General features: G+C 44.0%; 13 protein-coding genes. 10 read left to right on the top strand and 3 right to left on the bottom strand.

The window, feature by feature from the left end:
- Positions 1–77: 77 nt before the first annotated feature.
- The 4 genes from leuB to AB4209_RS03250 all read left to right on the top strand — a co-directional run bounded on the left by leuB (position 78) and on the right by AB4209_RS03250 (position 4255).
- On the top strand, positions 78–1169 hold the full coding sequence (leuB, locus tag AB4209_RS03265; protein WP_017061390.1) for a 3-isopropylmalate dehydrogenase: 1092 nt from the start codon (positions 78–80) through the stop codon (positions 1167–1169).
- 117 nt (positions 1170–1286) lie between these two features.
- The gene (gene leuC / locus AB4209_RS03260; protein ID WP_017062936.1) at positions 1287–2699 is read left to right on the top strand and encodes a 3-isopropylmalate dehydratase large subunit; all 1413 of its coding nucleotides are present in this window, start codon (positions 1287–1289) and stop codon (positions 2697–2699) included.
- A gap of 14 nt (positions 2700–2713) precedes the next feature.
- The gene (gene leuD / locus AB4209_RS03255) at positions 2714–3316 is read left to right on the top strand and encodes a 3-isopropylmalate dehydratase small subunit (RefSeq protein WP_017062937.1); all 603 of its coding nucleotides are present in this window, start codon (positions 2714–2716) and stop codon (positions 3314–3316) included.
- A gap of 156 nt (positions 3317–3472) precedes the next feature.
- Complete coding sequence (locus tag AB4209_RS03250) at positions 3473–4255, top strand: DUF547 domain-containing protein (protein WP_372054831.1); 783 nt, start codon at positions 3473–3475, stop codon at positions 4253–4255.
- A 95-nt stretch (positions 4256–4350) separates the two neighbouring features.
- Here AB4209_RS03250 and AB4209_RS03245 read toward each other — a convergent pair whose 3' ends face one another.
- Both AB4209_RS03245 and djlA read right to left on the bottom strand, forming a co-directional pair.
- Positions 4351–4896 carry a DUF924 family protein gene (locus AB4209_RS03245; protein ID WP_017066942.1) on the bottom strand — a complete coding sequence of 182 codons (546 nt, stop codon included), beginning with the start codon at positions 4894–4896 and terminating at the stop codon, positions 4351–4353.
- A 57-nt stretch (positions 4897–4953) separates the two neighbouring features.
- Positions 4954–5808: a co-chaperone DjlA gene (gene djlA, locus AB4209_RS03240; RefSeq protein ID WP_017061385.1), complete on the bottom strand. Its 855-nt coding sequence runs from the start codon at positions 5806–5808 to the stop codon at positions 4954–4956.
- 149 nt (positions 5809–5957) lie between these two features.
- Between djlA and lptD the strand changes: the two genes are divergently transcribed.
- From lptD to AB4209_RS03210, 6 genes are all read left to right on the top strand, one after another.
- Positions 5958–8303, top strand: a complete 2346-nt coding sequence (gene lptD, locus AB4209_RS03235) for an LPS assembly protein LptD (RefSeq protein ID WP_372054829.1) — start codon at positions 5958–5960, stop codon at positions 8301–8303.
- Between the two features lie 43 nt (positions 8304–8346).
- The gene (gene surA, locus AB4209_RS03230; RefSeq protein WP_136982213.1) at positions 8347–9645 is read left to right on the top strand and encodes a peptidylprolyl isomerase SurA; all 1299 of its coding nucleotides are present in this window, start codon (positions 8347–8349) and stop codon (positions 9643–9645) included.
- Positions 9632–10624, top strand: coding sequence for a 4-hydroxythreonine-4-phosphate dehydrogenase PdxA (pdxA, locus tag AB4209_RS03225; protein WP_372054827.1), 993 nt, complete (start codon positions 9632–9634; stop codon positions 10622–10624). Before surA ends, pdxA begins: the two co-directional genes overlap by 14 nt.
- The gene (gene rsmA / locus AB4209_RS03220; protein ID WP_017062942.1) at positions 10621–11436 is read left to right on the top strand and encodes a 16S rRNA (adenine(1518)-N(6)/adenine(1519)-N(6))-dimethyltransferase RsmA; all 816 of its coding nucleotides are present in this window, start codon (positions 10621–10623) and stop codon (positions 11434–11436) included. The genes pdxA and rsmA overlap by 4 nt, the downstream gene beginning before the upstream one ends.
- An 88-nt stretch (positions 11437–11524) precedes the next feature.
- Positions 11525–11905, top strand: coding sequence for a Co2+/Mg2+ efflux protein ApaG (apaG, locus tag AB4209_RS03215; protein ID WP_004735899.1), 381 nt, complete (start codon positions 11525–11527; stop codon positions 11903–11905).
- Positions 11906–11934: 29 nt separating this feature from the next.
- On the top strand, positions 11935–12738 hold the full coding sequence (locus tag AB4209_RS03210; protein WP_017062943.1) for a symmetrical bis(5'-nucleosyl)-tetraphosphatase: 804 nt from the start codon (positions 11935–11937) through the stop codon (positions 12736–12738).
- Between the two features lie 74 nt (positions 12739–12812).
- Here AB4209_RS03210 and folA read toward each other — a convergent pair whose 3' ends face one another.
- On the bottom strand, positions 12813–13292 hold the full coding sequence (folA, locus tag AB4209_RS03205; protein WP_017062944.1) for a type 3 dihydrofolate reductase: 480 nt from the start codon (positions 13290–13292) through the stop codon (positions 12813–12815).
- Positions 13293–13315 lie beyond the last annotated feature (23 nt).

Genomic DNA, 13315 nt, shown 5'->3' with positions numbered 1-13315 from the left:
AGAGCCGATGTTATTGGCTTTAGGGACAAAATTTAAAACGAGCCAAATAGCTCAGTAACAAGAATTAAAGGATTAACATGACTGATAAATCATACAAAATTGCCGTACTACCTGGTGATGGCATTGGCCCAGAAGTAATGCAGCAAGCACATAAGGTGCTAGACGCGATCGAAAAGAAGCATGCGATTAGCTTTTCTCGTGAAGAGTATGATGTTGGTGGTATCGCAATTGATAACCACGGCTGTCCACTTCCAGAAGCGACAGTAACAGGCTGTGAAGAATCTGACGCAGTACTATTTGGCTCGGTTGGCGGCCCTAAGTGGGAACACCTTCCACCAAACGATCAACCAGAGCGTGGTGCCCTACTTCCTCTCCGTAAACACTTCCAACTGTTCTGTAACCTACGTCCAGCTCAAATCCATAAAGGTCTAGAGTCTTTCTCTCCTTTACGTGCTGACATCTCAGGTAACGGTTTCGACATCGTGGTAGTCCGTGAGCTAACAGGCGGTATCTACTTCGGCCAACCTAAAGGCCGTGAAGGCGAAGGCGCAACTGAAAAAGCTTTTGATACAGAGGTTTACCACCGCTACGAAATCGAACGTATTGCAAAGATTGCGTTTGAATCGGCACGCCTACGTAACAAAAACGTTTACTCAATCGATAAAGCGAACGTTCTACAGAGCTCTATCCTATGGCGTGAAGTCGTTGAAGAGATCGCAAAAGATTACCCAGATGTAACGCTAAACCACATGTACATCGACAACGCGACCATGCAGCTAATCAAAGACCCATCTCAGTTTGACGTAATGCTATGTTCAAACATCTTTGGTGACATCATCTCTGATGAGTGCGCAATGATCACTGGCTCTATGGGTATGCTTCCTTCTGCAAGTTTAAATGAAAGCAACTTCGGCCTATACGAACCAGCAGGTGGCAGCGCACCAGATATCGCAGGTAAGAACATCGCAAACCCAGTCGCGCAAATCCTTTCTGCAGCCCTAATGCTTCGTTACAGCCTAGGCGAAGAAGCGGCAGCACAAGACATCGAAGCAGCGGTTTCTAAAGCACTTTCTGCAGGCGAGCTAACGGCAGACCTTGCTGGCAAAAACCAAGCGCTGACTACCTCTGAAATGGGTGACAAGATCGCTGAGTACATCTTAGCTTCATAAGCTAAAGGCTCCGATTAGAAGCAAGTACATAAGAATAATATCAAGCCAAGTCAGCGTAAACCGCATGACTTGGCTCGAAACAAACACTGGGACTGATGCTCCCAAGGAAGAAAAGCTATGTCGACAAACCAGCACGCAAAAACCTTATACGAAAAAGTTTATGACGCTCACGTTGCGGTTGCAGCGAAGGGCGAAACACCAATTCTTTATATCGATCGTCACTTAGTTCACGAAGTAACGTCACCTCAAGCCTTTGATGGCCTACGTGAGAAAGGCCGCAAAGTTCGCCAAGTTGGCAAGACTTTCGCGACCATGGATCACAACGTATCGACACAAACTAAAGACATCAACGCTTCTGGTGAGATGGCTCGTATCCAAATGGAAACGCTATCGAAGAACTGTGAAGAGTTTGGTGTCACGCTTTACGATCTAAACCACAAATACCAAGGTATTGTGCACGTAATGGGTCCTGAGCTAGGTATTACGCTACCGGGCATGACCATCGTATGTGGTGACTCGCACACGGCTACACACGGTGCATTTGGTTCACTAGCATTTGGTATCGGTACTTCAGAAGTGGAACACGTTCTAGCTACGCAAACGCTAAAACAAGCTCGCGCTAAAACCATGAAGATCGAAGTAAAAGGCAAGGTTACTCCTGGCATCACTGCAAAAGACATCGTGCTAGCGATCATCGGTAAAACAACGGCTGCTGGCGGTACTGGCTACGTAGTTGAATTCTGTGGTGAGGCAATTACCGACCTTACGATGGAAGGTCGTATGACAGTATGTAACATGGCAATCGAGCTTGGCGCTAAAGCAGGCTTAATCGCTCCAGATGCAACGACATACGAGTACATCAAAGGTCGCAAGTTCTCTCCAGAAGGCGAAGACCTAGAAGCAGCAATCGAATACTGGGATACGTTAAAAACCGATGCTGATGCAGAATTCGATGCAGTTGTTACATTAGAAGCGGCAGACATCAAACCACAAGTCACTTGGGGTACCAACCCAGGTCAGGTTATCTCAGTAGACACACCAATCCCTGCACCAGAAAGCTTCGCAGACCCTGTAGAAAAAGCATCAGCTGAAAAAGCGCTGGCTTACATGGGTCTTGAAGCCGGTAAATCTCTATCTGATTACAACGTAGATAAAGTGTTCGTGGGTTCTTGTACTAACTCTCGTATCGAAGACATGCGTGCAGCAGCAGCGGTAGCGAAAGGCCGTCAAGTAGCGAAACATGTTCAAGCGCTTATCGTTCCGGGTTCAGAGCAAGTTAAAGCACAAGCTGAGGCTGAAGGCCTAGATAAGATCTTCATCGAAGCAGGCTTTGAATGGCGTTTACCGGGTTGCTCTATGTGTCTTGCGATGAACAACGACCGTCTAGGTCCACAAGAGCGCTGTGCTTCTACATCAAACCGTAACTTTGAAGGTCGCCAAGGCCGTGATGGTCGTACGCACCTAGTTAGCCCAGCAATGGCAGCCGCAGCGGCTATCGCTGGTCACTTTGTCGATATTCGTGAACTTTAATTAGAGGATTTAACATGTCAGGTTTTCAACAACACACCGGATTAGTCGTTCCTCTAGATACGGCCAACATCGATACTGATGCGATCATTCCAAAGCAGTTTCTACAGAAAGTAAACCGCATCGGTTTTGGTAAGCACTTGTTCCACGATTGGCGCTTCCTAGACGATGCAGGCCAACAGCCAAACCCTGATTTTGTAATGAATGAAGCTCGCTACCAAGGCGCTTCAATTCTTTTAGCTCGTGAAAACTTCGGTTGTGGTTCATCTCGTGAACACGCACCGTGGGCGCTTGCCGATTACGGTATCCAAGTAATGATCGCACCAAGCTTTGCCGACATTTTCTACGGTAACTCGATCAACAACCAAATGGTGCCAGTTCGATTGACTGAGCAAGAAGTGGATGAGCTATTCCAATTCGTTGAAGCGAATGAAGGTGCAGAAATTACGGTTGATCTAGAAGCAATGAAAGTCAGCGCGAACGGCAAAGAGTACTCGTTTGAAATTGATGAGTTCCGTCGTCACTGCTTACTGAATGGTTTAGATAATATCGGCCTTACACTTCAACATGCCGATAAGATCTCAGAGTTTGAAGCTAAGATTCCTAGCTTCCTAAAATAATGAGACGTTTCTGAATAAATCTAAAGGTTGGCCAAGTGCCAACCTTTTTTATTTGGCTAAGCTTTTAACTTAACTTCATATGTTTATTTAAATGAAGAGCAATGAAAGAAAATGGTAAGCCTTAAGGTCTTAGTAGTCAGTCATCAGGAGAATGCCATGAAACAACTACTTTTTATTGTCAGCCTACTTTTCTCAACCTTAGCTTGGTCTGCGCCTAAATCCGATCTTTGGCCATACTGGAAGCAAAGCGACGAAACCAACCTAGAACAGGTATCTCATCAAGATTGGCAGCAATTCCTCGATAGCTACTTGGTTAAACAGGGGCAAAATACGTTAGTTAGCTATAAAGCGGTGAACACTGCCGATAAGACCAAACTTAAGCAATACATCAAGCAACTCGAACAGGTGAATCCGCTCAACTATTCAAAAGCGGAGCAGTATGCCTACTGGGTTAATCTATATAACGCCGTGACTGTCGATTTGATTCTTGATGCCTACCCGATCAAATCCATAACTAAACTTGGCGGACTATTTAGTTTCGGTCCGTGGGGAGATGATGTGGTAGTCGTTAATGGGAAATCACTGACACTCAATGAAATTGAACACCGAATCCTAAGACCAATTTGGCAAGATCCTCGCACGCATTATGCAGTGAACTGTGCCAGCCTAGGTTGCCCTAACTTACAACCTGACGCTTTTACCTCTAAAAATACTGAAGCCTTGCTAGAGCAAGCTGCAACTGAGTTTGTAAGCAGTGACAAAGGCGTGATGGTTACAAACAATAAGCTTCAACTATCATCGATTTACGAATGGTTTGCTGTGGATTTTGGTACGAAGAAACAGCTTATTCAGCACTTAGAACAATATCGAATTGAAGCAGTAACCAATACTCAAAACATCAGTTATGAATACGATTGGTCGCTCAACCAAGCAAACTAGCTCTAAGGCTAAAGTTGATCACTAAAGTAAAAAAGAGGCTAGAGGTTTTTATTAACCTCTAGCCTCTTCTCAATTCTTTGACCGTATTTCTACAATTAAAAGCTTGAGCTCGGTTGCTGCAAGAACTCAATCTCTTCGGGAGTCGAAGCTCGCCCTAACACCTCATTACGGTGCGGATAGCGACCAAATCGCTCAATGATAACCTTGTGCTTAAACTCAAAGTCCAGATTATGCTCTAATCCCGTTTGAGAAAAGAGTTCCACGGCTTGTTCATGGACTAACAAAGATTCACTGTGCATATAAGGCATATACAGGAAGCTTTTCTGTTGCTCGTTAAGCTGGTGATCAAAACCACCCGCTACCGCCTCTTGGGCTAGAGCCAACGCCATCGGATCAGCAGAAAATGCTGTCGGACTTTTTCTACCAATATTTCGAGAAAACTGATCAAGTACGATAATCTCAGCCAATCGTCCTTGCGCAGTTTGGCGCCACTCAAATAGCTCGCCTTGAATGGCTGCTTTATGCAATTCAGAAAATCGAGACTCTATCAAAGTGTCAATCTCGGCGCCGCCAGTAAACCAATCTTTAGGCGTCAACTCATCGAACCAAAACTCTAGAACATCCTGATACGTTACCGTCATATAATTCCCTTTAATAAAAAACCGAGTAACTTTGTTATTACTCGGTTTAGTGTTCAATTACTTAAAACCTTTTACTTTCTTTATCAGGTCATAAGCATTCTGAATTTCTTGCGATTTCTCTTTCGCAACATTCATCATCTCAGGCGGTAAGCCCTTCGCCATCAGTTTATCTGGGTGATGTTCATTCATCAGCTTGCGGTAGGCTTTCTTCACCTCTTTACCGTCAGCACTTTCACTCACACCAAGAACCTTATATGCGTCGCCAAGTTGGTTCTGTTGCGAAGCCTGTTGCCAACCTGATGATTGCCCATGACCCTGATGGCCACCAAAGCTTCCACCTTGCTGTTGGAAACGGAACGCAGCTTCTTGCATCTGCAAGCGGCGTTCTAGTTGTGCTGCCGAAAACCCAAGCCCTTGCGCTATTTTATGCAGAACTTGACGTTCACTCGGGTGCAAACTTCCATCCGCAAATGCGGCAGATACCTGAAGCTCTAGAAAGAACTGCAGAAGATCAAAACGACCACCCGATGAGATTTTAACTCGCTCAAGTACGTCGTTCAGAGGGAAGTCGCTCTCTTTGCCGTCACGGAATGCATCTTGCGCTGCTTTACGCTGTTCGCCATGCAGGTTCATACGCTCCATCATGGTAGAAGCGAGTTGAATCTCTTCTGGCGTTACCTGCCCTTTCGCTTTAGCAACGTGCCCCATAACCGCAAAAGCGGATTTAAAAAACTCGTTCTGTCTTTCTGCTTGGCTTGGACCTCGACCAAAACCAGAGCTATTGAAGCCTGATTGGTTCAATCCGCGAGCTTTATCGAATTGGTGTCCTAAAAACAGACCAAAAACTAAACCGAGTGGCCCTCCAAATAAAAAGCCAAAAAACGCGCCCAAAATTTTGCCAAATATTTGCATTATGTGTTCTCTATCTATGAATTTTATCTGAGTAATGCTGTCTGATGATGCTGAATGCTATTATTTCCTTTATCATAAGGAAAATGCTTTATTAATTGGATTGATACTAGATCAACCCTTCATCTAGTGACACAGGATAGTTCAACTTCATGCAATCTTTTTCCCGCACCTTGTTAGCCGCGTCTATAAGTACGGCGTTATACGTGTCGACAACTCAAGCTAAAACAATCACCGATAGTAGTGTGCAGGAAATGCCCTCTATAGATCAATGCTTGATCGAGCCCGCTGCAGAAAACGAGACACAGCTACCCGCTCATGTTGAGTCAGATCGCTTAGAAGCTATCAATGGTGACAAGGCAATATACTCAGGTGACGTAGTCGTTACGCAAGGGAACAAGACCATCCTTGCAGATAACGTAACCCTGCACCAACAAGAAAATATCGTTGTAGCTGAAGGCAACGTAAACTTTAGTGATGGTCAAATCAAATCTATCTCAGACAGAGCGACCAATAATCTAAATACCGATCAAATCGAACTAGAGAACACCCAATACCAGTTTCTTTGTGAACCAGGCCGAGGAGATGCCCAATATATATCCCGCACTGGTAAAGCGGTTTATACCATGGAAGATGGATCTATCACTTCTTGCCCACTGGGTGATAAGTCATGGAGGCTAAAAGCTTCTAGTATCGAGCTAGACCAAGATGAAGAACAAGCCACATTCTACAACCCACGTTTTGAGATTCTAGATGTTCCTGTTTTCTACATGCCATATCTCACTGTTCCAGTAGGAGATAAGCGTAAAACTGGCTTTTTGTACCCTACGATTTCGTACGGTTCAAGTGACGGTTTCGAAACCGAAATACCTTTCTATTGGAATATAGCACCAAACTACGATCTACTTTTCACAACTAAATATATGGCCGAGCGTGGAACACAACTAAACAATGAGTTCCGTCATTTAAGTGATTTTGGTGAAAGTAACTTAAAGTTCGAGTTCCTAGAAAGTGATGATAAATATCCAGAACAAGGCAGTCGTTGGGGCGGGCAGTTCAACTTTGAAGGGATCTATCAACAAGCATGGAAGTTTGACATCGACTATTCAAAGGTTAGTGATGTTAATTATTTTTCAGACGTGGATTCGAACATAGGTAATCGTGAAGATGGTCAACTAATGCAGTCTGGCCAAATAAGTTATCGAGCATTGAATTGGGATGCTTCTCTCGCCGTTCGTGACTTCCAAGTACTCACCGATGGAAATACCCAAGCTTATCGCTTAATGCCACAGCTAACGTTTAACTATTACGCTCCTATTATATGGGACTCTGTAGAGGTTGATATGATTAGTCATGTCTCTCAATTTGATACAGATGCAAAAGGAAAACCGACAGCAACACGATTGCACATAGAACCAGGGTTAAAAGTACCACTAAGCACAACCTGGGGAACATGGACAACCGAGGCTCGCCTACTTGGAACATACTATAACCAAGATTTAAATGGCGTAGATGCAGAATATTTAGAGCTGGAAGAAAGCGTTAGCAGGGTTATTCCTGAGTTTAGAACTCACGCAGGTTTAGTGCTTGAGCGTGACACTAGTTACTTAAATGGTTATACACAAACTCTAGAACCTCAAGTTCAGTACCTTTATGTTCCAGAACAAGACCAAAGTGATATAGGCCTGTATGACACTACACTTCTACAAACAGATTATTATGGTCTTTTTAGAAGTCGTAAATACAGCGGCGTCGACTATATAGCAGCAGCAAATCAAGTCAGTTATGGAGCATCCTCACGTTTCTTTGATGACGAATACAAAGAACGACTTAATATCTCTTTTGGTCAAATTTTTTATATCGATAAAGAAACAAAGCAATCATCTGGCAGCAACGATTCATCAGAAAACTCAAATTATTCATCCTGGGCTGTTGAGGTCGATTTTAACTATGATGACTACCTTTTTTACCATGGCGGCGTTCAATACGATATCGACTCAGCAGAAATGCAATTAGCCAATAGTACGATTGAATATCGTATCGACAATAACGGTTTTGTTCAGGCTAATTATCGTTATGTTACTAAAGAGTATATTGATGCTAACGTTGGTGAATCAATCAACAATATCGATGATATTACACGTGAAGGCATTTCACAGGCAGGTATTGTGAGCGGATACCAATTTACTCCGAAGTGGTATGCAAGCGCTCAGTATTATCATGATCTGAATGAAAACATCGCTATCGAGTGGTTAGCAAACCTACGCTATAAAGATGACTGCTGGTATGTAGGAGTTACCTACAGCAACGAACTCCGAAGCTGGACTGGTAATGGCTACTCAGACATAAATGCTGATCCTGTTTACGAAAACAACTTTAGTGTTAATTTTGGTATTGTAGGCTTCGGTACATCTGCTGGATCTGGGTCAAACGTTTCGGGCTTCGATAGCTCAGGAAACTCTTTAGAGTACGGTCGCCCATTCTTCTTAAACAACTAATTTTCTTTACTGATAAAACATCAGTAAATTTAAAGGATCACACATGACATTGTGGAAACGCACATTAATTGCTATCGCAGCGACTTGTACTTTATCAACAAGCTTTGCAGCGCCAGTCGAGCTAGACAGCGTAAAAGTTATCGTTAACGAAGGCGTTATCTTACAAAGCGACATCGATGCTTCGATGAAGACGCTGCGCGCAAACGCTAAAAAAAGCGGTCAAACATTGCCATCGCAAGATGTGCTCAATGAGCAAGTACTAGAAAAACTGATCATCGATACTATTCAAACTCAAGAAGCAGAACGTATCGGTGTTCGTATTGATGATGCTCGACTTGATCAAGCAATTGAAGGTATCGCTAAAGACAACAACCAAACGGTAGAACAACTTACCGCATCGGTTGCTGAAGAAGGCCTTAGCTACAATGCATTTCGAGAGCAAGTAAGAAAAGAAATTGCGGCAAGTGAGGCTCGCAATGCTCTAGTTCGCCGTCGTATTAACATCCTTCCTGCAGAGGTCGATAACCTAGCGGATATCTTAGCGCAAGAGACTAACGCAACCGTTCAATACAAGATTGGACACATTCAACTTCGCTTCAATGATGACCAAACCAAAGAAGAGCTAGAAGCCCAAGCTAAAGAACTTGTCGAAGAACTGAACTCAGGCAAAGATTTCAGCACCATGGCATATACTTACTCTAAGGGTCCTAAAGCGCTGCAAGGTGGTGATTGGGGTTGGATGCGTAAAGAAGAGATGCCAACCATTTTTGCTGACCAGATCAAAATGCAAAATAAAGGCAGCATCATCGGTCCTTTCCGTAGCGGTGTAGGTTTCCACATTCTAAAAATTGAAGATGTGAAAGGCTTAGAAACCGTAGCAGTAACGGAAGTGAATGCTCGTCATATCTTGATTAAGCCAACCGTAATCTTGAGTGACGATGGCGCGAAAGAACAACTTGAAAAGATCACGCGCCGCGTAAACGCAGGTGAAGCGAGCTTTGGCGACCTTGCACAGCAATACAGCCAAGATCCAGGTTCGGCAGTACAAGATGGTGAGCTAGGCTACCAAACACCAGATTTGTATGTACCAGAATTCAAACACCAAGTAGAAACGCTACCAGAAGGCAAAATCAGTGCGCCATTCAAAACCGTACACGGTTGGCACATTGTTGAAGTACTAGACCGTCGCGAAGTCGACCGTACCGATTCAGCTTTGAAAAACAAAGCTTACCAAATTCTATTTAACCGTAAATTCAACGAAGAAGCTGGTGCTTGGCTACAAGAAGTAAGAGCAAGTGCCTTTGTTGAGATGGTTGAGGACGACCAAGATGACAACAACTAAACGTATTGTCATAACCGCAGGTGAACCAGCAGGGATAGGCCCAGATTTAACTTTGGCTCTATCTCAAGAAAGTTGGCCTCATCAACTCGTGGTTTGTGCTGATAAAACACTGCTATCCGAGCGAGCTAAAATTCTTGGTATCGAAGTCGATCTTCTGGACTACGATGCAAATGCAGCTAAGCAACCGCAACGCGCTGGCACACTGGTAGTGAAACACGTTCCACTTGCTAAAACGGCAGTTGCAGGTCAACTCAATGAGGCTAATGCTCATTACGTATTAAATACTTTAGAAACCGCAGCAATTGGCTGTATGAATGATGAATTTGATGCTATTGTCACCGGCCCCGTTCACAAGGGTGTAATTAACCGAGCTGGCGTTGCTTTTAGCGGCCATACCGAGTTCTTTGCAGAGAAGTCCAATACACCACTGGTGGTGATGATGTTGGCAACTGAAGGGCTGCGTGTTGCGCTAGTAACAACGCACATCCCACTAGCTTATGTATCTCAAGCTGTGACCGAAGACAGATTAGAGCAAATTATTGCTATTCTAAATAAAGACTTGGTTGAAAAATTTGCTATTGAGAAACCAACTATCTATGTGTGTGGCTTGAATCCACATGCTGGTGAAGATGGTTGTTTAGGGCGTGAAGAGATTGAAACTATCACCCCGACGCTAGAAAAAATTCGCCAAAAAGATGGCATCAATTTAGTTGGCCCATTGCCAGCAGACACCATCTTTAATGAAAAATATTTGCAAGATGCAGATGCTGTTTTAGGTATGTATCACGACCAAGTACTCCCGGTATTGAAATACAAAGGGTTTGGTCGCTCAGTGAACATCACGCTTGGCTTACCGTTTATTCGCACATCAGTCGACCACGGTACCGCCTTAGACTTGGCAGGGAAAGGCCAAGCCGATACAGGGAGCTTTAGAACAGCGCTCACGCACGCCATTGAATTAGTAGAGAAAAAGCAATGAGAAATGATGTCCACTTAGGGCACAAAGCGCGTAAACGTTTTGGTCAAAACTTCCTTAACGATCCATACATTATTGATGGCATCGTATCGAGTATTAACCCACTACCAGGTCAAAACTTGGTAGAGATCGGTCCTGGTCTAGGCGCAATTACTGAGCCTGTGGGTAAGCTTGTCGATAAATTTACTGTTATCGAATTGGATAGAGACCTTGCAGAACGTCTTCGTAACCATCCAGATCTTGCGGACAAGCTAACGATCCGTGAAGGCGATGCGATGAAGTTCGATTTCCAAGAACTGGTTAAGCCAAACAATAAGCTACGCATCTTTGGTAACTTGCCATATAACATCTCTACACCATTGATGTTCCACCTTTTTGAATTCCATAAAGACGTGCAAGACATGCACTTTATGCTTCAAAAAGAAGTGGTTAACCGTCTAGCTGCTGGCCCTGGCAGTAAAGCTTACGGTCGTCTTACTGTAATGGCTCAATACTACTGTAAAGTAACGCCTGTGTTAGAAGTTCCACCAACGGCCTTCGTTCCGCCACCGAAAGTAGACTCAGCAGTCGTGCGCCTACAGCCATACGAAGTGCTGCCTTATCCGGCAAAAGATCTGAAATGGCTAGATCGCGTCTGTCGTGAAGGCTTTAACCAACGTCGTAAAACAGTTCGTAACTGCTACAAGAGCTTAATCGATAAGGAAGTGCTTGAAGAGCTAGGTATCAACCCAAGCATGCGTCCTGAGAACTTAACGCTCGAGCAGTTTGTCGACATGGCAAACTGGTTGTACGACAGTCATAACGCTGACAAATAAATAAAAAAGGCTCCTACACTTCGGTTAGGAGCCTTTTTTATGTAATACTTTAATTACATTAAGTATATCAACAACAAAAGGTGCGAATATGGATATATCTACGCCTTGTATCAAATGCCAGGTTCACTCTAAGTACATAGAAGAACAATCTGAGCCAACGAAGAATCGTTATGTCTTCGCCTACATTATTACCATCAAAAATCTAAGTAAAACAACGGTGCAACTTATGTCTCGCCGCTGGTTAATTACCGACTCTAACGGCAAGCAGCTCACCATTGAGGGTGATGGTGTAGTTGGCCAACAACCCGTGATTGAAGCCAACGACGAGTACACCTACACAAGTGGTACGGTCATCGAAACCCCTGTTGGCGTTATGCAAGGTCACTATGTGATGACCGATAACAAGGGCATTGATTTTATTACCGAAGTTGACCCATTCAGACTCGCAATCCCTAATATTCTTAATTAGCCGTACATCCGTATCTACAGGAAATTATTGTGTCGAATTACATTGTCGGAGACATCCAAGGGTGCTTCGACGAACTTCAAGGACTACTTGAAAAAATTAACTTTGATAAACACCAAGATACTTTATGGGTCGCCGGAGACTTAGTTGCTCGAGGCCCTAAATCATTGGAGACGTTACGCTTTATTCGTAACCTTGGTGACGCAGCTAAGGTTGTATTAGGCAACCACGACTTACATCTTCTGGCGGTGTCCTTAGGACTATTTCCAGCGAAACCAAAAGATAAGACTCAAGCGATTCTTGATGCTGAAGATCGTGAACTGCTAATCGAATGGTTAAGACAACAGCCTTTGCTTCAAGAACACCCAGAGTTCGTGATGTGCCATGCGGGTATCTCACCGCAGTGGAATCTAGAAAGAGCACGTGTTGAAAATCGAGAGATCGTATCCTTGTTAAAGTCCGATAAATGGCAATGGCTAATCGAAAACATGTACAGCAACGCGCCTGATTTATGGCATCAGGATTTACATGATATTGAGCGCTATCGCTATGCGATAAATAGCCTGACAAGAATGCGTTTCTGTTTTGAAGATGGCCGTCTCGACATGGCATGTAAGCTACCACCGAATGAGATTACCGATGAACCATTAGTGCCATGGTTTGACCTTCCGCAACGCATAAAGCTCGATAAAACCGTTGTTTTTGGACACTGGGCTGCGCTTGAAGGCTATAACGGAAAAGACGTAATTGGACTTGATACTGGATGCGTCTGGGGAGGTGAATTGACAATTCTTCGCTGGGAAGATAAACAGTTTTTCACTCAGAAAGCGCTATAAAGATACGAGAAACTTGCGCTACCTTGGTAGGGTAACGCAAGCATTTTTCAGAGACTAGCTATTGATAACCACAGTTAACGCTCGAGAATCACAAACTCCATGTTGTGTTTGTTTTTCTCGTCAGCTTGATAGCTCTCGTTAAAGCTCTGCTTCCAACCTTCACCCCAGTCAGGAAATTGTGTATCTCCATCGACGGCGAAATCGATGTAAGTCAGATACAACTTGTCCGCTTTAGGTAAGCAGCTCTCATAAATAGAGCCGCCACCAATGATCATCACCTCTTCAACATCACTGAGTAGCTCTAGAGCCTGTTCAATAGAAGTTACCGTCGTTACACCTTCAATCTTTAAACTCTCATCACGGCTGATTACGACATTCAACCGACCCGGCAAAGGGCGTCCAATAGAATCGTAGGTCTTACGTCCCATCACGACTGGTTTACCCATAGTCGAGCGTTTAAACCATGCAAAATCCGCAGGTAAATGCCAAGGCATCTGATTGTCTTTACCAATTATACGGTTGTTTGCCATTGCCGCTATCATGCTGATGATCATAAATCGAAAATCCTGTCCCTAAA

Origin of the sequence: Vibrio sp. 10N.286.48.C11 (genome assembly GCF_041469805.1) — a bacterium.
GTDB lineage: Bacteria > Pseudomonadota > Gammaproteobacteria > Enterobacterales > Vibrionaceae > Vibrio > Vibrio crassostreae_C.
Note: the sequence above shows the minus strand (reverse complement) of the source record. Positions and strands in the feature narration are given on the sequence as shown.

Excerpts from the sequence above, each read along its gene's own strand:
- leuB (WP_017061390.1), top strand. The coding sequence starts at position 78 with ATGACTGATAAATCATACAAAATTGCCGTACTACCTGGTGATGGCATT.
- leuC (WP_017062936.1), top strand. The coding sequence starts at position 1,287 with ATGTCGACAAACCAGCACGCAAAAACCTTATACGAAAAAGTTTATGAC.
- leuD (WP_017062937.1), top strand. The coding sequence starts at position 2,714 with ATGTCAGGTTTTCAACAACACACCGGATTAGTCGTTCCTCTAGATACG.
- AB4209_RS03250 (WP_372054831.1), top strand. The coding sequence starts at position 3,473 with ATGAAACAACTACTTTTTATTGTCAGCCTACTTTTCTCAACCTTAGCT.
- AB4209_RS03245 (WP_017066942.1), bottom strand. The coding sequence starts at position 4,896 with ATGACGGTAACGTATCAGGATGTTCTAGAGTTTTGGTTCGATGAGTTG.
- djlA (WP_017061385.1), bottom strand. The coding sequence starts at position 5,808 with ATGCAAATATTTGGCAAAATTTTGGGCGCGTTTTTTGGCTTTTTATTT.
- lptD (WP_372054829.1), top strand. The coding sequence starts at position 5,958 with ATGCAATCTTTTTCCCGCACCTTGTTAGCCGCGTCTATAAGTACGGCG.
- surA (WP_136982213.1), top strand. The coding sequence starts at position 8,347 with ATGACATTGTGGAAACGCACATTAATTGCTATCGCAGCGACTTGTACT.
- pdxA (WP_372054827.1), top strand. The coding sequence starts at position 9,632 with ATGACAACAACTAAACGTATTGTCATAACCGCAGGTGAACCAGCAGGG.
- rsmA (WP_017062942.1), top strand. The coding sequence starts at position 10,621 with ATGAGAAATGATGTCCACTTAGGGCACAAAGCGCGTAAACGTTTTGGT.
- apaG (WP_004735899.1), top strand. The coding sequence starts at position 11,525 with ATGGATATATCTACGCCTTGTATCAAATGCCAGGTTCACTCTAAGTAC.
- folA (WP_017062944.1), bottom strand. The coding sequence starts at position 13,292 with ATGATCATCAGCATGATAGCGGCAATGGCAAACAACCGTATAATTGGT.